21 protein-coding genes and 1 pseudogene are annotated in these 21,595 nt (G+C 49.9%); 14 read left to right on the top strand and 8 right to left on the bottom strand.

Translation table 11 applies throughout. From position 1 onward, the window contains the following. Window positions 1-1,107: 1,107 nt before the first annotated feature. From JQN59_RS03805 to JQN59_RS03745, 14 genes and pseudogenes are all read left to right on the top strand, one after another. Complete coding sequence (locus JQN59_RS03805) at window positions 1,108-2,211, top strand: hypothetical protein (protein ID WP_096755718.1); 1,104 nt, start codon at window positions 1,108-1,110, stop codon at window positions 2,209-2,211. 165 nt (window positions 2,212-2,376) lie between these two features. Continuing rightward, the gene (locus JQN59_RS03800) at window positions 2,377-3,264 is read left to right on the top strand and encodes a GTPase family protein (protein ID WP_204528160.1); all 888 of its coding nucleotides are present in this window, start codon (window positions 2,377-2,379) and stop codon (window positions 3,262-3,264) included. A 205-nt stretch (window positions 3,265-3,469) separates the two neighbouring features. Further along, entirely contained in the window at window positions 3,470-3,871 is a 402-nt protein-coding gene (locus tag JQN59_RS03795) for a hypothetical protein (RefSeq protein ID WP_048242038.1), read from the top strand. Between the two features lie 96 nt (window positions 3,872-3,967). After that, window positions 3,968-4,435, top strand: coding sequence for a hypothetical protein (locus JQN59_RS03790; RefSeq protein ID WP_048242036.1), 468 nt, complete (start codon window positions 3,968-3,970; stop codon window positions 4,433-4,435). A gap of 190 nt (window positions 4,436-4,625) precedes the next feature. Beyond that, window positions 4,626-4,886, top strand: coding sequence for a DUF905 family protein (locus JQN59_RS03785; RefSeq protein WP_048242035.1), 261 nt, complete (start codon window positions 4,626-4,628; stop codon window positions 4,884-4,886). Between the two features lie 115 nt (window positions 4,887-5,001). Then, complete coding sequence (locus JQN59_RS03780; RefSeq protein ID WP_204528159.1) at window positions 5,002-5,820, top strand: DUF932 domain-containing protein; 819 nt, start codon at window positions 5,002-5,004, stop codon at window positions 5,818-5,820. Window positions 5,821-6,088: 268 nt separating this feature from the next. Further along, window positions 6,089-6,562: an antirestriction protein gene (locus JQN59_RS03775; RefSeq protein WP_024156447.1), complete on the top strand. Its 474-nt coding sequence runs from the start codon at window positions 6,089-6,091 to the stop codon at window positions 6,560-6,562. Between the two features lie 12 nt (window positions 6,563-6,574). Further along, on the top strand, window positions 6,575-7,054 hold the full coding sequence (radC, locus tag JQN59_RS03770; RefSeq protein ID WP_024156448.1) for a RadC family protein: 480 nt from the start codon (window positions 6,575-6,577) through the stop codon (window positions 7,052-7,054). Window positions 7,055-7,067: 13 nt separating this feature from the next. Further along, window positions 7,068-7,289: a DUF987 domain-containing protein gene (locus JQN59_RS03765; RefSeq protein WP_024156449.1), complete on the top strand. Its 222-nt coding sequence runs from the start codon at window positions 7,068-7,070 to the stop codon at window positions 7,287-7,289. Window positions 7,290-7,310: 21 nt separating this feature from the next. Then, window positions 7,311-7,676 (top strand): type IV toxin-antitoxin system YeeU family antitoxin, encoded by a 366-nt coding sequence (locus JQN59_RS03760; protein WP_038807908.1) that lies wholly within the window; start codon window positions 7,311-7,313, stop codon window positions 7,674-7,676. A gap of 57 nt (window positions 7,677-7,733) precedes the next feature. Beyond that, window positions 7,734-8,114: a TA system toxin CbtA family protein gene (locus JQN59_RS03755; protein ID WP_024156451.1), complete on the top strand. Its 381-nt coding sequence runs from the start codon at window positions 7,734-7,736 to the stop codon at window positions 8,112-8,114. Then, window positions 8,111-8,602: a DUF5983 family protein gene (locus tag JQN59_RS03750; RefSeq protein ID WP_024156452.1), complete on the top strand. Its 492-nt coding sequence runs from the start codon at window positions 8,111-8,113 to the stop codon at window positions 8,600-8,602. Before JQN59_RS03755 ends, JQN59_RS03750 begins: the two co-directional genes overlap by 4 nt. Window positions 8,603-8,675: 73 nt before the next feature. Further along, complete coding sequence (locus JQN59_RS26905; protein WP_077909516.1) at window positions 8,676-8,828, top strand: DUF957 domain-containing protein; 153 nt, start codon at window positions 8,676-8,678, stop codon at window positions 8,826-8,828. A gap of 274 nt (window positions 8,829-9,102) precedes the next feature. Further along, window positions 9,103-9,758, top strand: a pseudogene (locus tag JQN59_RS03745) (DUF4942 domain-containing protein). Window positions 9,759-10,326: 568 nt separating this feature from the next. On the opposite strand, the gene JQN59_RS03740 reads toward JQN59_RS03745, so the two are convergent. Genes JQN59_RS03740 through JQN59_RS03705 form a run of 8 tightly spaced genes read right to left on the bottom strand, consistent with a single transcriptional unit; the run spans window position 10,327 to window position 21,595 of the window. Further along, window positions 10,327-11,667, bottom strand: coding sequence for a VasL domain-containing protein (locus JQN59_RS03740; RefSeq protein ID WP_149608011.1), 1,341 nt, complete (start codon window positions 11,665-11,667; stop codon window positions 10,327-10,329). A gap of 1 nt (window position 11,668) precedes the next feature. After that, window positions 11,669-12,112, bottom strand: coding sequence for a type VI secretion system baseplate subunit TssE (tssE, locus tag JQN59_RS03735; RefSeq protein ID WP_149608012.1), 444 nt, complete (start codon window positions 12,110-12,112; stop codon window positions 11,669-11,671). Continuing rightward, window positions 12,112-12,645 carry a type VI secretion system lipoprotein TssJ gene (gene tssJ, locus JQN59_RS03730; RefSeq protein ID WP_137377731.1) on the bottom strand — a complete coding sequence of 178 codons (534 nt, stop codon included), beginning with the start codon at window positions 12,643-12,645 and terminating at the stop codon, window positions 12,112-12,114. The genes tssE and tssJ overlap by 1 nt, the downstream gene beginning before the upstream one ends. Continuing rightward, the gene (gene tssG / locus JQN59_RS03725; protein WP_149608013.1) at window positions 12,620-13,708 is read right to left on the bottom strand and encodes a type VI secretion system baseplate subunit TssG; all 1,089 of its coding nucleotides are present in this window, start codon (window positions 13,706-13,708) and stop codon (window positions 12,620-12,622) included. Before tssG ends, tssJ begins: the two co-directional genes overlap by 26 nt. Further along, complete coding sequence (tssF, locus tag JQN59_RS03720) at window positions 13,669-15,435, bottom strand: type VI secretion system baseplate subunit TssF (RefSeq protein WP_149608014.1); 1,767 nt, start codon at window positions 15,433-15,435, stop codon at window positions 13,669-13,671. Before tssF ends, tssG begins: the two co-directional genes overlap by 40 nt. Window positions 15,436-15,457: 22 nt before the next feature. After that, window positions 15,458-17,056 (bottom strand): type VI secretion system protein TssA, encoded by a 1,599-nt coding sequence (gene tssA, locus JQN59_RS03715; RefSeq protein ID WP_149608015.1) that lies wholly within the window; start codon window positions 17,054-17,056, stop codon window positions 15,458-15,460. Continuing rightward, window positions 17,053-20,439: an ImcF-related family protein gene (locus tag JQN59_RS03710; protein ID WP_188110110.1), complete on the bottom strand. Its 3,387-nt coding sequence runs from the start codon at window positions 20,437-20,439 to the stop codon at window positions 17,053-17,055. Before JQN59_RS03710 ends, tssA begins: the two co-directional genes overlap by 4 nt. Further along, the gene (locus JQN59_RS03705) at window positions 20,411-21,595 is read right to left on the bottom strand and encodes a hypothetical protein (protein ID WP_149608017.1); all 1,185 of its coding nucleotides are present in this window, start codon (window positions 21,593-21,595) and stop codon (window positions 20,411-20,413) included. Before JQN59_RS03705 ends, JQN59_RS03710 begins: the two co-directional genes overlap by 29 nt.

Genomic DNA, 21,595 nt, shown 5'->3' with positions numbered 1-21,595 from the left:
AAAGTATGTTTCTTGAGTATCATTTTTCACACGTGCTGTAACAGTAATTTCTTATCGTGCAATGGAATGGATGTTCATCACACAGAAAAGTCTGACAATCATTATGATTTACGGCAAAGAATAAACAATGATGTTAGTAATCATTGAACGTACCGGGATGTCTGAAAAGAAATCATCACCCGGTAGACGAAGGAATACTGTACTTACTGAAGAGTCAGTATTCATGGATACAAAGGTGTAAGCAGTTGGATAAATAACACATCTTTTATAAAATAACACTAATAACCTTAATGTTTCATTTCACACAGTCAGTCACCTCCAGAGAATACACACATCACGCAGGTTTAAGTTATTCACACCCTGGTGTTCAAATGATATCAGCCACCATTTCTGTCTTCCGGACTTGATACCTGTACAGGCATGTGTTCATGAAAGATTTGTATACGCACACTGTTTGACTCCCGGAACGGGTCACCCTGCCACTGTAATATTTACTGCAATAGTATTTTTCCGTTATTTATACCGATACGGGGTTTCTTTCCTGATTACGCCCCCGGTATTTTCAGGCACAAAAAACGTAGAAGTAAGAGAGTAATTATTGGTTACTCCGGAAAAATATTCCATGAGCGGCCCGGAAAAACATGAAAAAAAGCAAGTTTATGACGGTCTGACGTATTTATTTTCGAGGGAAAAACCGCATTCTCCCCGGAGATAACCATAAGAGCACAGAATGCTCTGCACTGGCTGACAGGATAAGATATCCCCTGACCAGGTAAACACAGTCGGAAAAACAGCCTCCCCGTAAGACGCTGACCAGCAGTAACAGAACACGCTCAGCCGCCTGAAAAGACAGTCAGAATCGTTTTCACCTTAAAACCATGCCATAACAATCTGAAACAACCAAAAAAAACGAACGCAAAAAAAATGACAATCTATGACGCATAATGCAATGAATACAATGAATTAAAATACAATCATAAGCTCTGAATAATGCTTAAAAGGCTATGTTTTACCATGCCGGATTTGTGATCCAATCGCTCTTAATTCAGAGCTTTATACAATATAATTCGGAGGTATAAAAACAGAACCAGTATTCGGGAGAGCAGAATGAGAAGGGACGGACTGAATGATTTTTATGAAGTGAACTTTCTGAGGTTAAGGGAGATAGATGCCACGTATCCATCGGAACCCATACGTTACGCGGACCTGGCTGACATATACAGCTTCATCAGCTTTAAAGATGCAGGATGTGAAAAAATACCGCCTTATGAAGCTTCCACTAAAAAAAGAAAAACACAGGTAACAGACGGCTACGCATGCAATCTTTTGTTGGACATTCTTAAATATGAGCATTCATTACGCCCTGGCTCACCCCGTTCTCTCGCGGGAACGCATAAATATTTGAAACTTCATTACGAAGCAACCCCAGAATATAAAGAAGAACTGAAGAAAAATCTTATTCATAAAGAAGATGTGTTACTTAAAATCCAGACTGAATATAACAAAATAAAAAATAAAATATCCGGAAAAATCACAATAATCCCAATCAGCTTTCACCTCAACCGCAGGACAAATGGAAAACTTGAACACATCATCGATGACTTAACCATGATTAACATGGCCTTTGCCTCGATGATGAGTAAAATAAAGCATCGCACAATGTACAGCCGGATAGCCGGACATGTAAGGCTGGGCATACTGGATGAAAATTTTGAGCCTTTCGCCCATGTGTTATTTTTTATTCAGGACGGGGCCGTCAGTCATGACTTCATCAGGGAAATTATTGAGGTCTGGTACTCTTTCATCCCTGGAGACATTGAATGCCTGGTGGGTGTTTCTGGTTTTGACTTTAATTTCTTACTCAACTTCCAGCGTGTAGTCATCAATGAACAAAAAAGTTCTCCCACGCCAGGAGGAATAACTTTTTTCATATCCGATATACTGAACCCGTTCCCTGACGTCACAGCTACCGGATATGATAACCGTGAACCCTGTGCATTATTTTCCCGTCTGGTCAGAAGAACAGAAAGGGAAGATAACATCAACAGAACCCACAGACGACGTCTTGCTGACAGGGAGACAGAAATCAGTGCGACTAAAAAAAAGAGTGGTTATGACAAACTAAAAAACACACCTGCAATTCACAGGGAATATTTTTTAAGAATTGCAAAAAAAATCAACAAAATTCCTTTTATGCGTACCATAAACTGAATCAACATATCTGCGGGGGGCGCTCGCCCCTGCTGATATCTGGATTAAATGCTATATCCGCATTTTTAAAATTTTCTCAGTTATATATCACCTCAGTGAATTCCCTCCCGTTTACTTCAGTCAGGCCATCCCCACCGGATGGCCTTTTATTATGCCGAGGCTTATATGAAACATCCTTCGGGCTATGCCCTTATCCGTCGCCATCTGCGGCGCTATCCCCGTGCTCTGCGGCAGCATCTTCTCCAGGAACTCAGCCGCCTGGTCACGTATGAACCTGTTATTGGCATTATGGGCAAAACCGGCGTCGGAAAATCCTCGCTGTGTAATGCGCTGTTTCGGAGTGAAGTCTGTGCGGTGAATGCCGTGGAAGCCTGCACCCGACAGCCACAACGTGTGCGCCTGCGCTTCGGCAGTCATTACCTGACACTGGTGGATTTGCCCGGTGTGGGAGAGAGCATCAGCCGCGACGACGAATACCGTGAGCTGTACCGCGAACTCATGCCACAGCTCGATATGGTGCTGTGGGTGCTGAAGGCCGATGACCGGGCGTTTTCGGTGGAAGAGCATTTTTATCAGGGGGTATTCGCACAATGCAGCGGACCGCTGCCACCGGTGTTGTGGGTCCTCAACCAGGTGGATAAAACCGAACCGGCTGAACAGTGGAACTGGCTGTCGGCACAGCCTTCAGTATCACAGAGTGAGCATATTACGCAGAAGCGCCAGGCCGTCGCCCGTCAGGTGGGAACAGCAGAGACGGATATTCTTCCGGTGTCAGTCAGGGGGCGGTACCACCTTCCCCGTCTGGTGGAGGCGATGATTACCCGTCTCCCAAAGCAGGCCCGCAGCCCGCTGGTACCTCACCTGCAGAGCGGGTACCACACCCCCGACATTATCAGTACCGCCCGCAACAGCTTTGGCGATGCCGTGGTGGAAGTGATTGATGCGGTCATCGACCTGGCCCCGTTGCCGCAGGCTGCACGTTACGCACTTCAGACCGTCACACACACCGTGGCCCGTGCTGCCCGAACCGTCTGGTCCTTCTTCTTTGGCTGACTTCCGCATCGATAAGCCTGTCTTCCATTTCGATAAATAATCTGGCTCTGTCACGATCGATTTTGTCGATCGACCCGATCGGTTTTATTCATTATTCATGATGAATTTCCGGTTATAGAATCCCTCAGGGATACTGTATTCAGCCATTTACTGATTAAAAATCAATGCGATGAATTGCAGGAATGCCTTCATCCGGAGAAAAGTAATGAAAAGGTTTTTTATGGCGCTGACCGCCAGTCTGTTGTTCACCTCACTTCCTTCCCTGGCCGGCAGCGATATGCCCGTTAAAGTGGAGGTCAGCCATGCCGGTCATGAGTGCTATGGCTGCGTCTATGTCACCGTGACAGCAAAAACCGACACCGTTCTGATAAAGAAAATCGATGTTAACCGGGGAAAATGCCCGATGCTGACACACCGAAAAATAGCCTACAGGGGCCGGAACGTGGATGGCTGGTGGCCCACAGATAAACCGTTCACACCCCGCAAAATGACCTTCGCTGACAGTGTCTTCTGGAAATTTGGTCACACTCTCGACTTTGGTAAAGCCTGCAATTTTGTTGAGGCCAGGGTGTTCACCGACCAGGGTACATTCACCGTCAGCCAGTGATATGGTCAGTATCACTTATCCGCCCTCTTTCTTAATGCGTCTCACCGTCTTCAGGAGAGACCCGTATCGTCTTAACCATCACCCTCAGGGAATACCATGAAAAAGAAAATATTGCTTTCCACTCTTCTGATATCGGCCCTGACTCCGGCAGTGTCACAGGCCTTTGGCAGTCGTGATGTCTGGGTCAGCGGCTGGAGTCAGGGGGTGTCTGAGTTTGTGATTCTGGGGAAAGGACCGTCGCAGCTTTACCTGACCTGCGAAGACACCGGCTCCCGCGCGGCCACGCTGAGTTTCACCGACGAAAAAGGCCATCAGGTCAGGATGGATAACGGCCAGTCGCTGGACATGAAAATTGACGATGAGAAGCCTGTCAGCGTCAGTGACAGCGAGTCACATGTGGGCTCAGACAACGTGGCATGGGCATGGGATAAACTGCGCACCGGTAAGCGGGTCATTGTGTCCGGGGAAGGCGTAAAGGCAGCCGTGTTTACGCTTAACGGTGCGGGGAAGGTCCTTCCCGCGTTCGGGGACAGCGGCTGTCTGCCGAAATATGCCCTGCCGTAATAAAGACAGGTAACGCCTTTTTTCTGAATTCATTCACGCTCACGACAACAGGAACCTCAGTCCATGACGCATATCCCGGTTCCGGCAGTACAAACCCGCCAGCCCTGACCACTGCAGCAGTATTTCACACCGCCGACGCCCTGCTCACCTGAGTGGGGCGTTTTCTTTTGTTTCTCATCAGGGATCAGATATGCAGACCACTGATAATACATCGCTGCCACCCGGCTCCTTCACCCGGGCACAGGCGGAAGCCATGGCCGCACGCTACCTCAACGTCACTATCGAAGACGACCAGGGCACCCATTTTCGTCTGGTCATCCGCGACTGCAGCGAAATGCTGATATGGCGGGACTGGAATTTTGCCCCGCAGGCCGGAGAGATACTGAACCGCTATCTCATCAGCGACGGTATCCCTGTGTCACCGCAGTCACCGCAGTCACTGAGCCACTGAGCGGCGGAGTCCTGCTCATTTTTCAACAGCACACAGTCCCCCACAGGCCATGCACCTTCCGGAACATGGCCTTTCTGCTTTTATGCCCTTTCACCTGATATCAGAGGTATTAACCATGCGCTTAGCCAGCCGTTTTGGTGCGGCCAGTCTCGTACGCCGCGACCGCCCACTGACCCGCGACGAACTGTCCCATTACGTTCCCAGCGTATTCAGTGAAGAAAAGCACGAATCACGCTCAGAACGTTATACGTATATCCCGACCATCACACTGCTTGATAATCTGCAGCGGGAAGGCTTCCAGCCGTTCTTTGCCTGCCAGACCCGCGTGCGCGACCTGAATAAACGCGACCACACAAAGCACATGCTGCGTCTGCGGCGTGAGGGGCAAATCACCGGCAAACAGGTCCCCGAAATCATTCTGCTTAACAGCCACGACGGCTCCAGTTCATACCAGATGCTGCCGGGCCTGTTTCGCTTTGTCTGCCAGAACGGACTTGTCTGTGGCGAAACCTTTGGTGAGGTTCGCGTACCGCATAAGGGCAATGTGGTGGAGAAAGTCATTGAAGGGGCTTATGAGGTACTGGGGATATTTGACCGGGTGGAGGAGAAGCGGGATGCCATGCAGTCACTGCTACTTCCTCCGCCGGCACAACAGGCGTTTGCTAAAGCCGCCCTGACGTACCGCTTTGGGGAAGAGCACCAGCCGGTGACGGAAGCACAGATTCTGTCTGCGCGACGCTGGCAGGATGAAAGCTCCGACCTGTGGACCACCTACCAGCGTATCCAGGAAAACCTGATTAAAGGCGGTCTGCCGGGCAGAACAACGAAAGGTAAACGGGCCCACACCCGTGCGGTTAAAGGCATTGACGGCGACGTGAAGCTCAACCGAGCCCTGTGGATCATGGCGGAAAGCCTGCTCGAGAGTCTGAAGTAATGCAGTGTATTCCCGGCGGCGTGATTCAGGTTTCGCCACATCAGTTCCCCCTGAACAGTGAGCAAGGCTGCCGCTCCATCTCTGATGACGACCTGTGCGCCTGGTACTCTCACCTTCTTTATCGTCCCGGTGAACTCAGCCAGTGCAGCGTAAGTATCCCTGAGGGGCCCTGGCCTTCACGCTGTGATGAGAATGGCTACGCACAGTCCTGTCCGTCACTTCGTTTTAACAACCCATCCGAAAATACAAAGGAAATCAAATGAACAACATGCTCACCCTGGACGACAATACCGTCGACTCAGCATCCACTGAACAACAGCACGCAACCGCAATTGTCTGCACACCTGTACCGGATGAACAGCGCATTGCCTTCTGGCCGCAGCACTTTGGCAGCATTCCACAATGGATAATCCTTGAACCGGCTGTTTTTGCGTGGATGGAGCGTTTCTGTGAGCACTACAACGGCGGCATCTGGAATTTTTATACTCTGGCCAACGGTGGGGCATTTATGGCTCCGGACACTGACATAGGCGACGATGAAAAATGGGTGCTGTTTAACCCCATGAACGGCAACGGCGCGGAGATGAGCGCTGAAGCCGCCGGGATTGCGGTCTGTCTCATCGCCTACAGCCACCACGCCTGCCGTACGGAATGCGATACCATGACCGGACACTATTACCGCCTGCGCGATTACGCGATTAACCACGCGGAATGCAACGCCATTATGCGTATTATTGACTGAGAGAGCTCTGGTATGGAACAACAGCTACCGTTATTTGCCGCCTCATTAACGTCATCAGAACAACACACTATCCGGGAAGCCTTAACCCTGCTGGAGTACCAGCTACGTGAACCCGGCACGTCATTTACCTCCAGCCATGCGGTTCGTGACTGGCTGCGTCTGCAGCTTGCCACACTTGACCGCGAAGCTTTCACCGTCCTGTGGCTTGATAACCAGAATCGACTGATAGCCCACGACACACTGTTCCTGGGGACGATCAACACTGTCACCGTTCATCCGCGTGAGGTCGTTAAATCCGGCCTGAAAAATAACGCTGCCGCAGCCATTCTTGCGCATAACCACCCGTCGGGAGAGGCTGAACCCAGTAAAGCCGACAGGCTGATTACGGAACGTCTGAAACAGGCTCTGGAACTGGTTGACATTCGCCTGCCGGACCATCTGATCATCGGCGGGATGGATATTGTCTCTTTTGCTGAGCGCGGCTGGCTGTAAGGAGTAAACAGCGATGAAAATAATCAGCAAACGTCAGGCAATGGCAATATACCGTCAACACCCGCAGTCCCGGTTGTTTCGCTTCTGTACCGGGAAATACGTGTGGTCCGGCAGTATCTGCCGCTATGCCGGCCGGGAGGTGCAGGATATCAGTGGTGTGCTGGCTGTATTCGCTGAACGCCGCCAGGATCGTAACGGCCCGTATGTCGTATTGCGTAGCGTCACGCTCAATTAACCTTAATTAAGGAGCACTAAATTGTCGAATCCAATACCTCCAGTAAACCATGATGTCTCTGAGCCCTGGTGGGGGCTGAAACCGGGCATCACTCCGTGTTTTGGCGCACGACTGGTACAGGAAGGCAACCGCCTGCATTATCTGGCTGATCGGGCCAGTATCGCCGGTGTGTTCAGCGATGCGGATTTACGCCATCTCGATCAAGCATTTCCGGTACTGCTCAAACAGCTGGAATTAATGCTGGTTTCCGGTGAGCTCAATCCCTGCCATCAGCACTGTGTCACGTTATATGCAAAAGGGCTGACCTGTGAAGCAGATTCCCTCGGATCACATGGCTACATTTATACAGCAATTTATCCGACACCAGACGACAGCATAACCCGGTAACCCCGTCCCATAATCCTTCATTCTTTTTAACCCGACTTCATTCAGGAACATTTCATTATGCAAACCTTATCCGCCATCCCGAAGCGGAAGGCACCGTCACGCCCGACGCCCGTTGAAATCTGGCAGCAACTTCTTACGTATCTGTTAAAAAGACATTACGGCCTTTCGCTTAGCGACACGCAATTTTCCGATGAGGAGATTATTACGCAATATATTGACGCCGGTATCTCACTGTCAGATGCACTCAATTTTCTCGTTGAAAAATCTGAACTGGTGCGGATTGATCGTCCCGGTTTCTCCATTAAGCATCAGTCCCCTTTTATCGGGGTGATTGATATTCTCCGGGCCAGACGGGCAACGGGTTTGATGCAACGTAACGGGTATAAAAGGATCACTCTTCTCATCGCTGGAAATGCAGCTCAGGAGCAACATTCATGAAACTATCCCTGACGGCAGAAGCCGATGCTATCAATGTACTGGCCCTCAACATGGGTCGTATCATCGTGGATATCGATGGCATTGAACTGGACGACATTATTAACGCGATCTGCGACAACGGATATTCACTTCGTATTGCTGATACCCCCGGAAAGCGGGTTGTTGAAGATCCATTACTACCCGCCGCCCACCTTACCGGTATCCATTGCAGTACCGCGCATATCACCGAAGCCGACAACACCCTGCTGTACAAACAGTCGCATCAGCATGAAGACTTTAGCGAGTCAGAATGGATCCATTTTTCGGGCACCGGCTATCTGCTCCGTCTGAGCGCGTGGTCATTTCCGGTGTTGCGGCTAAAACGACTCGGTTTGTCGAAAGCCTGTCGTCGTCTGGTGGTAGCACTTATGCGTCGTTACTCCGTCAGCATTATTCATCTTGATGCCTGTGGCGAAGTGCTGCCAGGTTTTCCCACATTTGACTGGTAACACAACATCAATCACCACAAAAAACTCTAATTCCAGAGTTAACCACTGAAGTCGCTCTCAATAGTCTGGCTGGCTGCAGGACAATATCGATAACAGTACGAGGATCATCTTCGACAACGACGAAGACAACACCAACTCAGCAAAGTTGTTGTCCTGGATTGAGCGGGTGCGAAATGATGTTCGCACCCGCTCAATCCAGCTTCTGCAACAGACCAGAACTGATTAACCACCAGGCAATACTCATTACACACGTATAAGCGCCAGCCCTTACCGGCTGGCGCTTTGCTTTTAGATAAAGGAAAGAAAAGATGTCAGACCTTAACTTCACCGAATCCGAAGTGTTAACCGACCATACCGATGTGATTTGCTCGACCAGCATTGAACGCATCGTCACCGGACGTAATGCCGCGCTGGCACAGATTGAAGCGCTCATTCAGCAACTCAACGATATTTCAACACTGACCCGCAGTATTGGCGGTAAAACCGCTCTGGACTGGGCCATGAAGCAGGAATTCCGCTGTGGTTGCTGGTTGATGGAAAAACCAGAAACAGCGATGAAAGCCATTACCCGTAATCTCGATCGTGGTATATGGCGCGATTTAATGAAAAAGTCAGGGATGCTTTCCATCATGGACGCTCAGGCGCGTGATCAGTGGTACAGAAACCTTGAGGGGGATGGCATTCCTGCAGTCAGCGAAGCCAACATTCTGAGCACTTTTGAGCAACTGCATCTGAATAAAGGTGATGTGTTTGAGCGGGGTGTGATTAACGTATTTAAGGGTCTGAGCTGGGACTACAAGAGCAACAGCCCGTGTAAGTTTGGAAAAAAGATCATCGTGACAGGGCTGGTGAAATATGACCGTTGGGGATTTGGACTTAACTGGGGCTGGCGACGTGATCGGCTGTCGGACCTTGAGCGCATGCTGATGCTTCTGGACGGAAAACCGGTTCCCGACAACCGTGCCGACATCACCCGTCGTCTCGCCGATCATATCCATGCTAACGGCACAGCAATCGTTACGAGGATGAGATGTTTTCGATCAAATACTTTCAGAAGGGGACAGCGCACATCACCTTTAAGCGGCCAGAACTGGTCGATAAGCTGAATGACATCATCGCCCGTCACTACCCTGGAATGCTGGCATCCGGACAGTAATCAGGGGCCTGCACATATGTGAAATGTCAGTACCAGTGCAGTATTAAACAAACCCCTTGCCAGGTTCGCCTGCTTATGGACAATATGATACTGGCGTTCCTGGTGCTTTTCTTCTGGTGGTTTGTTACTGGATTCTGTAACGCACCAGGAGCGTCACCAGACAAAGGACCATCATAAAGTATCAACATATCAGCCTGATGCGAGTATCCCCCTTATCGTCACCGATTTGGGTTTCGGATTCATACCAATCGGGAATGAGGGTACAAATGAGGGCATAAATATAATCACATCAAAAATTTTTCTTATAAATCATAAAAGTAAAACAAAAGATCGATTCCGAGTCCGGGCACCACTCATTTAAAGAACCCGCCCAAAAGGCGGGTTTTTGCTTTTGGCGAAACGGACTCTTCATCGAACTTCGTTCGATTATTCGCCGCCAGCGGCTCACCCCTTCGGGGCCAGCGCGACAAGCGCGCTGTTCAACGCTTACAGCGTTAGTCCGAGTCCAGGCAGCACTCATTTAAAGAACCCGCCCAAAAGGCGGGTTTTTGCTTTTGGCGAATAATCACTATTCTCTCCTCACCGAACTTTGTTTCAACAGCGCATAACGATTAAGAAGCTGATTAATCCGCATATCGAGTTGCTGATACAAAGCGGGTGATACACTTCCCTGCTTTTTTAACTCCTCATCAATTTGACGCAATAACTCTTCTGTCGGCGGCGATTGGTCAAGCTGGCGGCGGATAGTGAAAATGGCTGATTTCAGCTCCGAACCCGTCAGATATTTACCTTTACGTTCATCAAGCGAATTTAGCTGGGCAGTTAACGCCTCCAGCCCCTGCTGGGCATGATGCCAGTTTTGCAGAGCACTTTCCGGCAACGCTTCCGTGTTTAACTGTTTCTGTAATCCACTGGCGAATACCGTAGTCTGCGATTCTTCCGGCCACAGGGTGACTAACTGCTGTGCTAATGATGTGGCATATTCTCTTGACCACAAAGGTGACAGGCGATGTAAAACGTCCAATTGCCCTTGCGTTGCGGCGATTAATTCCTGTTTCTTCTCCTTCAAATCTGAGGAATGTTTCAATGTGGACAATTGTTCAGGTGTCAGCCCCCGTGGCAATGGCTGAACCAGTTCAAATCTGTCGGCCCACATAGGGCTGATACCAAGAAAAGCGCCTGTACTCACCACTGCCGTAACCATGACACCGATGGTGAATCCCACCCACATTCGCCGGGGTCGATGAACGCTTTGAGTAGCAAACTCCGCTGCGCTTGATTGATCGGGCGACGATGCCTCATTAACCACAAAGACCAACTGTGGCAAAGACGTCTCAGCGTGATTAGTCGTAACTGAAGCCGGTATCATCACAGAGGTGGATCCCGAATCCGCTTCAGACTTCTCCAGGCGTAAAGCTGCGTTATGCATCCAGGTAACGACAGCGTCTAGTTTACTTAACGATTTTAACTCAAGGCGTTGCAGCACCTCACAGACATGTTTCAGACTCTGCTCAACCCGATACACCATCGATAAATCTGCATATGACAACGTTAGCGTGCGTAATTCTTGCTGTAAACGAGCTGACAGCCATGCCAATATTTCAACGCGGGCATGGGTTTGCTGCGGCCATATTACGCTCCAGTGATGCGTCAGTAATGCCTCCAGCAGTTCAGCGCTTTCGGCCAGCCCAGCCAGACCTGCGCTACGAATTCTGGCGACGGTATACCAGGCCAGTGTTTGCAGTTCGACTCCGTTATGACGAAACAGCGCCAGGCTTAACTGTTCCACTTTTTGCCAGTCAACGTCCGGGCGTGCGGGGTGAGTCAGCTTGCTGATTTCATCGCGTAACTGACCAAACTCCGTGAAAGCACGCGGATCGCCGCCGGTGCTGATGCGATTCTTTTCCATGTCAGTACACTCCCGTCTCAAGCCCCCCCTGCTTCTTAAGATGACGAATGAGAACCCGCCCCTCAGGGGTAAAATCAGTGCCATAGCGCACAATGCCAAGATCATGAAGTTCCGCATCAATGGAATAACGCAAATGCCCCGGCATTTCCTGCTCCTGCATCGTTACCTGAATGTCTTTTAGTCGCGGTTCATACTTCAACAAAACCTGAGAAAGCGTGCTGATAAGCTGATGTGCTGTTCCCGGCATACCCTGGAGGATTTTGGTCATATCCGGTAGACCATAATCGGGTAAATGTTTGAGGCTACCGGCACGAGTATTCAAAATGCGCTGCATATTATCGAGGACGGACAAGATGACCTGCGTATTTTCGCTGACTGCGTGCAAAGGAAAACCACCGGAAAAATTACCCAGCAAGATGTCATAAAGAGAAGGCTGTTTAATCATTACTCATCCTCCGGCATCAGGAGAACCAGAGCCTGAGAATTTAATTCAATCACTCGCGCCTTATCAGGATCGAGATCTTCACGACGTAATACCACACGCCATGAATCTTCAGACTGATCGGGAGAAATAAACATTCCCGCCACGGCAACATATTGCGCTTCGTTTTCGAATGGAATATCGACAGTTACGCTTTCACCAGGTCGTACCCGAACATCTCTCTGAGCCAATAAATCTGCTTTCGCCACCGTACTATCTTGCGCAAATAAGGACTGATAATTAGCCGAGTCAAATGCTTTTCGATCTTTGAGTTGGTAAATACGCACGACCGTCGAAAGCGCTATGCCCTGCGCATTTTTATTTGCGGCTTCTCTAGCGGAAAGATCCAAATGCAGGGTTTTAATTTCCTTATAAAAAATCGACTTCGTTAATGACACGGTACCTTCAGATACTTTTTGTGTCAGACCACACCCAGTAACTAAACTGACCATTCCGGTTATTACGGCAAAATTAATAGCGATAATCGCCAGTCTCATCGGCTTCCCTCCGTTGAACATGTTGAGTAAGGCTCTGCCAAAGCCCAAGCTTAATTGTTATAAATTGATTCTTATCTTCCGGATTATCCAGACGCATCACAGCCGTGCGGCCAAGCTGAACTGCATGCTCGCTTTTATTACTGGTAAGTTGAGCATCCGGAAGCACCGATCGAGGAATGCGTAATTGCAGTCTCGCATTCACTCTGGCACCTAAATAAACGTGCATCAGCGCGAGAAAATCATGGTAAAGCTGGCCACCCGGTAACCATTCGCGAGCCTCATCGGGAACGTCCGTTGTAAGCGTAATTAGCACCTGACTGTTAATATCTACGGCGCTACTTCCCATCACCGGACGAGAATGGAGGCTAACGGGTTGCCGCACACTCATTTTTAACGCCTTATCCAGCAGGATTAAGCGTTTATCATGAGGGGCCACGGTGGTATTTGTTGTTGGCGATAATAAAGAAACCAGCGCGGATATACCTTCTGCCGTACGCGTTGGCATTCTCATTATTCCCAGCAGCGCCAAAAAACGTGATATCGGGGTAGTTGTTTGTGTGGCGCACCCCTGAATTCCCAGCCCAGTCAACCCCAGCAAATATTGTGAAGTCTCATCTGTCGCGCCTGAGCGAAAAGTCGCTGGATAGCTGTATTTACGCCAGATTCGATAAAATTGCGTAATTAAGCGATGGTTAAAAATATCCAGAAACTCAGCGGCAACGTCCGCACCTTCCTGACGCTGGGCAATATCATCCTGATAGGTTGTCGGCAGCGGCGATTCCACGCCATACAGCCCCATAAAAGTGACACGAACCGTTGGTGGAAGTGTGGGTTGCTGCGGATCATATTCTGTACTTTTTAGTTCACCCGCCGGGAATCCCATCCCCGGATGAGGGCGAAAACGAATGGTATCGAAACGTGGGCTTTGTTGGCTTCCGGGACAGGGCGCTTGTGGCTCCCACTGTTCCAGCAACTGACAGAAACGATAAAAATTAGTACGGGGCAGGTGTTCGCCAAGGCTCGTTAGCAACCGGGTAGTCGCTGATTGTGATTCTCTTTCCATCGCAAGCTTTTCCCTGCCGGCTGTATGATTAAAGTAAGCTGATTAAACAAATGAATATCCGCATACAATGCAAAAAAGCGGTTAAGCATTTCACCAAACAGATGAATATCGCCTTCGCCTGTAAATCCGTTTTCATCAAGCGTTACTTCGATGTCCACACCACGGAGTAGAAATCCTTTTTCAAAGCGCTGTATTTCATGTTGTTGAACATCCATGATCGCATCCAGACGACGATAATTAAGTTCATCATCCTGCCAGTTATAGAGAGACAACGTTCCTTTGAGCACTTCAGCGCTGGCCATCATATTCAGAAAGCTGGATCCCAGGTGACTCAACACTCGCCAGTGAAAACGATCCTCAGCGGGAGGGTAAGCAGGTAGTGTCGGTTTAGACAGATTGCGCACGGCAAGCGGCGTCTGGAGGATCTGCTCACAACGATTGAGCAATGTACTTTGCAAAGCTCGCCGCGGTAGCTGACCGTTTGTTCCGGTCACTTTCAAAGACAAGGTTTCATACTCAGCAAGGCGATCCCGCTCCCAGGCATCTCCGCCGAGGATCAGCCATGTATCATACAACCCGGATACGCCGCGTCTGACACGAGTATGGTAATAACGCTCGGGTGCGTTTCGGCGCATCATGCCTCCCTTGTGGCGAAAACTGGTGAAAGGGGCATAAACGGCGTTACGCGTTCGCTGTGATCCTGAAACCGCATCGACTGCATAAATTTCCGTGTGGCCATCTTGCAACCTTCGCGGACGCAGCAAATATTCGCTTTCCAGACCATTAACTACCAGCGGATCGGCTTCGATAGTGAAAAGATTAATAACCGGAACACAATGAAGACGAATGTTTTCACTCCGCACAGGAAGCTCAGAATCCCACTGTTGAGTCAGTACCGCTTCTATTTCAAAGCAGTCTATACCCTCAGGAAACGATATTTTTTCCAGACCGTTAAGATGGACAAACATAAATTTTTCGCGGAACGTAAAATACTCAAGCAATAATTGCCAGCCGCCAAACGCCGTATCGCCTTTTGGCCACAAACTGTCTTCATCGGCAAATCCACCCGGGGAAAAGAAACCCTCCAGTCGAATACGTTCTACGCTGTTGGGGAGTCTCAAATAAAGAGAAGCCAGACGCTTTGTCAAAGCCAGGTGCAGCGCGTGGGTTACCGGCGCGTCACCGCTGAGGTAAAGGCTGAGACGCGTCAGATCGGTTTGCGACCAGTCCATCTGTGGATTGCACTTTATTCGCATACGGATAACCGAGCGCCCATCAGGTTCGGCATCAATATTCACCGCCGCGACAGACAGCGGATTGAGCGTGACGGGCTGGGTAGTACGATACTGACATACCGTTTTTTTAGGGCCAACGGGCTGTGACAATACGCCAAACCTCGCGTTAATCCGCTCGCTCATTTTCAGCACATCAATATCAGGTAAAAGCTCGACAATACTTAAGGAGGGAATGGTACGTAAATAATGTGGCCACAGCAGACTCATCAACCCTTCGGTAAATTCAGGGAGATGATCGTCTATTTTGGCGCGCAATCGCCCCATCGAAAATGCAAAACCTTCAAATAACCGTTCCACATAGGGATCGGGGATGCCGGCTTTATCCAGATCCAGCATCGCTGCACGATCCGGATGCGCCTGCGCAAACTCTTTTGCCGCTTCCCTTAAATAACGCATTTCCGCGTCATAATAACGCAGAGTTAAATCTTCCATTTCACAGTTCGCTTATTTTGTTTTAACCGCACAAAACGGCGGCTCTGGCGGGATCAATGGCGACCAAACCGGACAACAGTGAGTCCATCTCTGGTGCCAGACGCGCTTTGTCACTTTCACTGCGGTTGGCTTTTAAACGCAAAAGTTTCAGCCGTCGCGCTTTAACTTCAAACAGCAGCTCAGGCTCCCATTGTTTGAGAGTGAGAGAGTGTGCTGTAGTATTCAATTCCCCAAGCAAATGCAGCGCGAGATCGTTGCGCCCACATTGTTCTGTCAGACGGGCCATCAACAGCTGGCGTAACCAACGCTGTCGACGTGAAACAATACCTGGTCGTGCCTGAACCCAGGCGAGCGCGGCTTCAACGCCTTCGCTATCCGCTAACGTCAAAGCTTCGCCTTCAAGTAGCAGAATATCGTCGTCCGCTCCTGCACTAGCCGCAGCGATTTTTTCCATCTGCCAGTCACTTTCCTGTAGCACGTCACGGGCTATCCACTCACGCGTGACATCATCTGCAAAGGGAGTCCCATCGTTAAACGCCAGCGTTTCCAGCCCCGGCATCCGATGCAGCAGCATTTTCAGATCGCTGATAATAATCCCGGCATTTTTATCCCATGGCGATCCCGCTCTTGTTAATGCCTGATGAAGGTACCACTGCACGTCCAGCCAGAAATGATTCACTCCCTCAACAAATAAGCTGTCCGTTAACTCAATCAGTTCAGTCCAACTTTGCTGCAAATAGAGACGTTTGAGCTGCGCGCGATAATCACTCTTGGGCGGTACCAGGCGCGTACGTCCGGCGCCATCTGGCGGTGGAAGCTGGCTGACCGTATCGAGCCGCACGCTTTTCATCAAATGATGCGCCGCCAGCCAGCCATCCGGCTGATCGCTTAAGTATTTCGCCAACACCCGCGCCTGCTCCATCAGCTCACGGCCAGAGGCAATACCTTTGAAGACGGGGGTTTCTGCGCTGTGCCGACTGGGTTGAGCACTGATATTTTGCGGTACCAATGCCTGAGCCCCGCCAGATTGGACCAGACGGTTCTCCAGCGCGCTATACAGCGCCCCAAGCCCAGGACGAATACTCTCCTCTCGCAGGCTAAACTGCTGCTCCAGCAGCATCAGCGCACCGGCGATCCGTTGCGCGTCAGGTCGTGAAACTTCGGGAAAACGCGCCAGACTATCCAGCATCCGCCCGCCAGCCAGCCATTCAAGAGCAGCTTTATGACTGTTGGCTCTTAAGGGATGGAGAGAATCGCCATATTGTTGCATCAGCCCAGCCAGCAAAATCAGACCATCCGCCAGGCCGGACTCACCATCCTGATGCAAACGTGCCCATGTGTAGTAAGTGACAACACGGACATCCTTACAGGTGGTGATCAGAAGTTTTTCCGCAAGCTCAATGATGAGATCCGTTTGTGCGCCAGAAAGTTTATTCACCTCCTCTCGCATGCGCTGAAAATCATCGTCATAGCCAGGATCTTCACCACCGGGGTTGGCTGCTGAAATGGGCAATAGCCAGTTTTTCCATAGCGTAGTCTGCGTTTGCGCCTGTTCCATTAGTTGCTGCTGTTCATCTGGCGAAGCCGTGCTGGCGGCCAGTAGACGTTTCAGGGCACTCATTCTTCTTCCTCTGAGGAAATATTGCCGCTTACAACAAAAATTGCTTCTGGTAGTTCAAAATCGCGGAGTTTGAGTAATACAAGGGGACCTTCACCGGCTTCCGTTCGCAGGGTATAGTTCAGCGGCAATCCATCCTGCGCAGTCCAGCGCAGGTTAAAACCGCTGCCCACGCCAGCGTTATCGGTTATCTCCGCTTTCTCAAGCAATCTTATCCAGCCCCAGGTACCAGGATTATCGGAGTAGATTCGGGTTCCCGTATTGGTGCTCACCCAGCTTAGGGTTGCCCCTGAAGCCTGAGTATCAGCAGGCCAGACAACATTTTTCCACGCTGGCATCTGATTAACGTAGGTGAGTTTCTGTCCATCCAGCACGAGGTCAGTCTGCATCACGTCGCGCGCCGTTCCAGGACGCAATTCAAAACGCATCCCAGCTTCCCCACGAATAAATGCGACATCCGCAATTTGACTGAGCTGATCCATTGCCTCAATGAACGCCGGATTAAACTCCAGCCCCTGAGCATTCACCGTGTCGGCAACCCAGTGACTTCCCTGTTTATGCAGCACACCGCTTAAATGACTTTCGAGAAAATGCGGGATTCGCCCGTTATCGCTTCGCAGATATTGCGCCAGCAGCGGCAGAGAAGCCTCGCTGCCAACATCGCGAAACGGATAACGTCCGCCGAATGCGCTGTTCCAGTCATTCACAATCAGCGCCTTCCATTGCGCATTCAGGCCCGCCGCGGTTGGTTGCAACACCTGCTGCCATGACTGCTCCAGCGGCTGTACAAACATCGTTTGACCAAATCCACTCCATGCTTGCCCCAGACTGGCAGCCACCAGATTGCCATAGTCACGCGTGGTGGTGAGATCGACGGTTTTACCCTGAAACACCGTTTGCGCCAGGGCCTGGCTCATGCCTTGCGGATCGGCAGCGTTAGTAATCTGCTGGAGTTTCAGCCTGACCTGCGTTACCCGGGTCAGGTAGGTTTGCAGACTCAGATGACTGATATCCTGCCCAGCCGATTGTTCATCCATTAATGCCAGGATTGGCGAGAAGGTACTCGCCATAGGGCCTTCTTCCCGCGCATGTTGGTCAATGGTTTGATTTTCTTTGGTGTTAAATAGATCCTTTGCCGACTTCACCAGTGAGTCCGACAGCGCTTCTCCGGTTAACCCTGTGCGTCCCTGAACGGCGAGCGTATTCATTAACGCAACCAGAGGAGACTGACGGATATCTGCAATCAACGTGAGTTGATCGATAGCATCACTTAGCGTCTGGGTGCGCTTCCAGCGAATACTGTTGAGAAAATCCAGCCAGTTGTCGGCAAAATCCGTGAAGTAACGCTCGCTAAGACGCACCTTTAAGGCCTGTGGAGAGAGAGGGTCGCTTGCAGAATGCGTATCATCTCCCAGCACCTGATCCATTTCTTCCCGACGGTTGTTGACGATTTTCTCAATGGCGGGCAAAACCTCCTCTTCCCAGGCTTTGCGGGTATACACGCCAGCAACCGAACTGTGGGTATAAAATACGTGCTCTGCCCGGGTATCGCCGGTCATGTCTTCCAGACGAAGATCGGTGTAATGCGGCGTTACCTGTTCAATGATTTTCTGATACAGGGCGGCTTCGCCATTGCGGATCCCCATCTGACGAATTAACAGCGTTCGCACCTGGCTAATAAGATTTTTATCGGCTGCTATCTTCCATTCAGGATGCGCCTGAAGGTTCTCTCCCCAGAATTGCCAGAGCACAGGGCCAACGCCCTGCCATGATGCGCGCGAAATACCCGCTCGCTCCGGCCAGTCTTGCATCAGCGCCTGACTAAAAAATGACGCCTCCATCTGTTCAGGCCGGGAAAGCATCAGATACATTTTCAACTGGTTGTAGGCGATCTTTGCCTGGGCGGCAAACTGCGGGCTGTCTGGAGCCAGTCGGGTTAACGCCGTTAATTCCTGGGTAAGATGTTGGGCGGCTTCATCACGCAGGAGTGGAATAGCGATACGCGTATAGCGCGGCCATAGCGCATCCAGCAGAGCATCATTTTGGCTTAAGCCGAAACGGTAGTACCACGGCGTCCCATTCTGCTGACGCCAGCGAAGCATGCCTGGCGTTTGCTGCAGAGCAGACAGCGCCGTAAGACGCTCGGCGAGCGGTTTATCCGCACCGCCTGCCAGGCTCGCCTGGTCCAGACTTTCGCCAATCAGATTGCGATTCGCCAGGAAAGACACCACCATTCCCGCTCCCCATAGCAGCATCAAACCGGCTGTACCGACTGCCAGCACGCGCATCCCTGAACGGCCTGTACGCTGTGCCTTAAGTTCAGCAGGTAACGCAGGGAGTGAATCAAGCAGCGCACGCCAGCGCTCATCACGCATCCAGGCATGCGCGACGTGCGATGAAGTATTTTCCGCATACTGGCTCAGGATTACCGCCGCCAGCGGCAGAGGCCGATGCGGGCTGAAAAAAGTGGACAACGATTCGCTGATAGCTTCTGCGCCAGGCATCAGCAAATTAGCCATTTTCAGTAAGAAGTTATCACGGATATTGCGCGTAACCTGCTGCGTACCCTGCTCCGCCATCTGCATTGCCAGCGAGGTCAACTGCGAACGACATAAAGCCGTGGTGCATCCTGCAGGGAACAAACATGTCGCAGAGTGCAAGGTTACGTCATCCCGGACGAATTGAGCGCCATACAGCGACCAAAGGTATAACGGTACTCGCCAGCGGAGCGTGGTAAAAACAGCCTGAAAATGGCGGGCGGCATTATCTATTTGTTCTGCGGTTAAAGAGACAACAGGTGCCGATTGAACCAGTGTATCCTGGTGCTGAAAAGTGGGGGTTACCCATACAATCCCATCCAGCGGACGCCGATGCAGCTTGCGTATCGCATCAAACAACGAGGCATCTGGCGCTTCAGTGAGCGTACCTCCCCAGATTAACACCACGCCATCCCCTTCAACCCAGCGTTGAGAGGTGAGTTTAGGTACTAATTGATCAACCTGGGAGGCATCCCCCATCACCAGCAGGAGACGCGTTTTGGCGCGCCAGCGATAACTGTAATATACCTTGAGTACATCACGAATTTCCCCTATCAGCATATTCCCGGAGGGCGGTTCCTCTATTCGGGATTCTTTGTCTGGAAAAACTCTATCGTTTTCTTCTTTTACCCGAAAAAGGTGCTCCTTGGCATAAATGTTGATAAGTGGATACCAGCGAACAACAATAATCAAAATTACCGTCAATATACCTAAGATGACTTTTTTCGTAAGTGAATCAGCCCCCAGGAGATCACCATAGCTCCTAATCAGCCATGTCAGCCCCGCTAAAAATGCCACAATTAAAACAAGCAGACTTCCCCTACGCCACAGATGGCTTGTCGTATTCATTATTACTCCAGGGTAAAACGGTGCAGATATATGATTGTTCTTCCTGAACAGAAACGACTAAATATGACTCTAAGTTATGCTTTGACATATCAGCCGCCACGCCAGCGCATAGCCAACCGGAAAATGGACCGGGGATCCCCATAAATCTTTCAAGAATAATTTTGTTTTCAACCTGCCAATGAGCGCCATGATTGTGACCAATTGGATAGAGTTGCGCACTCAACAAATCAATTAACTGACCATCAGACACAATGTTTTTTGTATTTATCGCGCTTACCTGAGTAGTAAAAAAAGTGGTTAAATCTTGAGGTAAACACGCTTTATCCAGAGGCATTGGACGTAGAAAATGGCACTTACCGTTGAACCCATAAATACGCGCTACGTCATCACTGGTTAAAAGAAAGACTGCCATTCCATCAGAATAATTCTGATGCCCGTTAAATTGTAAAACCAGAACAAGATCGCTCCTGACTTCTGCATTTTTCAGGTTCGTTTCCAGTCGATAAAAAGGAAACTCCATTTCTACTCGTACAGAGGAAGGTTGTGGCCTGCCAGGGAAAGTCATCTGCCAGATGCTATTAAAGTTATTTTGCAGTAAATGCCGTTCTTCCGTTGAACCATCGGTGATGAGTGTTACATGCAAAGGAATGGCTATCGGTAATATACTCAGAGATTCAGCAATACTGTTCAGCAAAACAGTCACTGCATTGTCTTGATTTTTGACATTAGGCAAATAGTCAATACGATGAGCTAAACCACATTTATTCTCAATATTTGTGGGATTACCTGCAATAAACGAAACGGTAATTTTCTCTGGTAACAATATGCAGCTATTCATCACGACAATAGAGCGCTGTCCCCAGGACTGCCATTCACGCTGAGAAATCAATATTTCTTTTTGCAAAAATTCATAATATTCAAGCGCCCGCCCATATAAATATGCTCTAACACTAGCAATTATTAACCACAGGAAAACTGGAAAAATTGAAATCAGCCAGATATTGACATCATTAATAAAAAACAGATGCTCTGTTGCATGCAATACAAAAAATAAGACACTTACTATTACTGATAATACACCAGCCAGTATCCATCGCCAGAGAGAAAGAGGTTCAGGAGGTATGGGCGTGATAATTCTATGGCGTTCCCAGCCCAT

It is taken from the genome of Citrobacter sp. B72, from assembly GCF_016894305.1.
GTDB lineage: Bacteria > Pseudomonadota > Gammaproteobacteria > Enterobacterales > Enterobacteriaceae > Citrobacter > Citrobacter portucalensis.
Note: the sequence above shows the minus strand (reverse complement) of the source record. Positions and strands in the feature narration are given on the sequence as shown.

What these genes read in the sequence shown, in the direction of transcription:
- JQN59_RS03805 (WP_096755718.1), top strand. Translation starts at nt 1,108, where the DNA reads ATGAGAAGGGACGGACTGAATGATTTTTATGAAGTGAACTTTCTGAGG.
- JQN59_RS03800 (WP_204528160.1), top strand. Translation starts at nt 2,377, where the DNA reads ATGAAACATCCTTCGGGCTATGCCCTTATCCGTCGCCATCTGCGGCGC.
- JQN59_RS03795 (WP_048242038.1), top strand. Translation starts at nt 3,470, where the DNA reads ATGAAAAGGTTTTTTATGGCGCTGACCGCCAGTCTGTTGTTCACCTCA.
- JQN59_RS03790 (WP_048242036.1), top strand. Translation starts at nt 3,968, where the DNA reads ATGAAAAAGAAAATATTGCTTTCCACTCTTCTGATATCGGCCCTGACT.
- JQN59_RS03785 (WP_048242035.1), top strand. Translation starts at nt 4,626, where the DNA reads ATGCAGACCACTGATAATACATCGCTGCCACCCGGCTCCTTCACCCGG.
- JQN59_RS03780 (WP_204528159.1), top strand. Translation starts at nt 5,002, where the DNA reads ATGCGCTTAGCCAGCCGTTTTGGTGCGGCCAGTCTCGTACGCCGCGAC.
- JQN59_RS03775 (WP_024156447.1), top strand. Translation starts at nt 6,089, where the DNA reads ATGCTCACCCTGGACGACAATACCGTCGACTCAGCATCCACTGAACAA.
- radC (WP_024156448.1), top strand. Translation starts at nt 6,575, where the DNA reads ATGGAACAACAGCTACCGTTATTTGCCGCCTCATTAACGTCATCAGAA.
- JQN59_RS03765 (WP_024156449.1), top strand. Translation starts at nt 7,068, where the DNA reads ATGAAAATAATCAGCAAACGTCAGGCAATGGCAATATACCGTCAACAC.
- JQN59_RS03755 (WP_024156451.1), top strand. Translation starts at nt 7,734, where the DNA reads ATGCAAACCTTATCCGCCATCCCGAAGCGGAAGGCACCGTCACGCCCG.
- JQN59_RS03750 (WP_024156452.1), top strand. Translation starts at nt 8,111, where the DNA reads ATGAAACTATCCCTGACGGCAGAAGCCGATGCTATCAATGTACTGGCC.
- JQN59_RS03740 (WP_149608011.1), bottom strand. Translation starts at nt 11,667, where the DNA reads ATGGAAAAGAATCGCATCAGCACCGGCGGCGATCCGCGTGCTTTCACG.
- tssE (WP_149608012.1), bottom strand. Translation starts at nt 12,112, where the DNA reads ATGATTAAACAGCCTTCTCTTTATGACATCTTGCTGGGTAATTTTTCC.
- tssJ (WP_137377731.1), bottom strand. Translation starts at nt 12,645, where the DNA reads ATGAGACTGGCGATTATCGCTATTAATTTTGCCGTAATAACCGGAATG.
- tssG (WP_149608013.1), bottom strand. Translation starts at nt 13,708, where the DNA reads ATGGAAAGAGAATCACAATCAGCGACTACCCGGTTGCTAACGAGCCTT.
- tssF (WP_149608014.1), bottom strand. Translation starts at nt 15,435, where the DNA reads ATGGAAGATTTAACTCTGCGTTATTATGACGCGGAAATGCGTTATTTA.
- tssA (WP_149608015.1), bottom strand. Translation starts at nt 17,056, where the DNA reads ATGAGTGCCCTGAAACGTCTACTGGCCGCCAGCACGGCTTCGCCAGAT.
- JQN59_RS03710 (WP_188110110.1), bottom strand. Translation starts at nt 20,439, where the DNA reads ATGAATACGACAAGCCATCTGTGGCGTAGGGGAAGTCTGCTTGTTTTA.
- JQN59_RS03705 (WP_149608017.1), bottom strand. Translation starts at nt 21,595, where the DNA reads ATGGGCTGGGAACGCCATAGAATTATCACGCCCATACCTCCTGAACCT.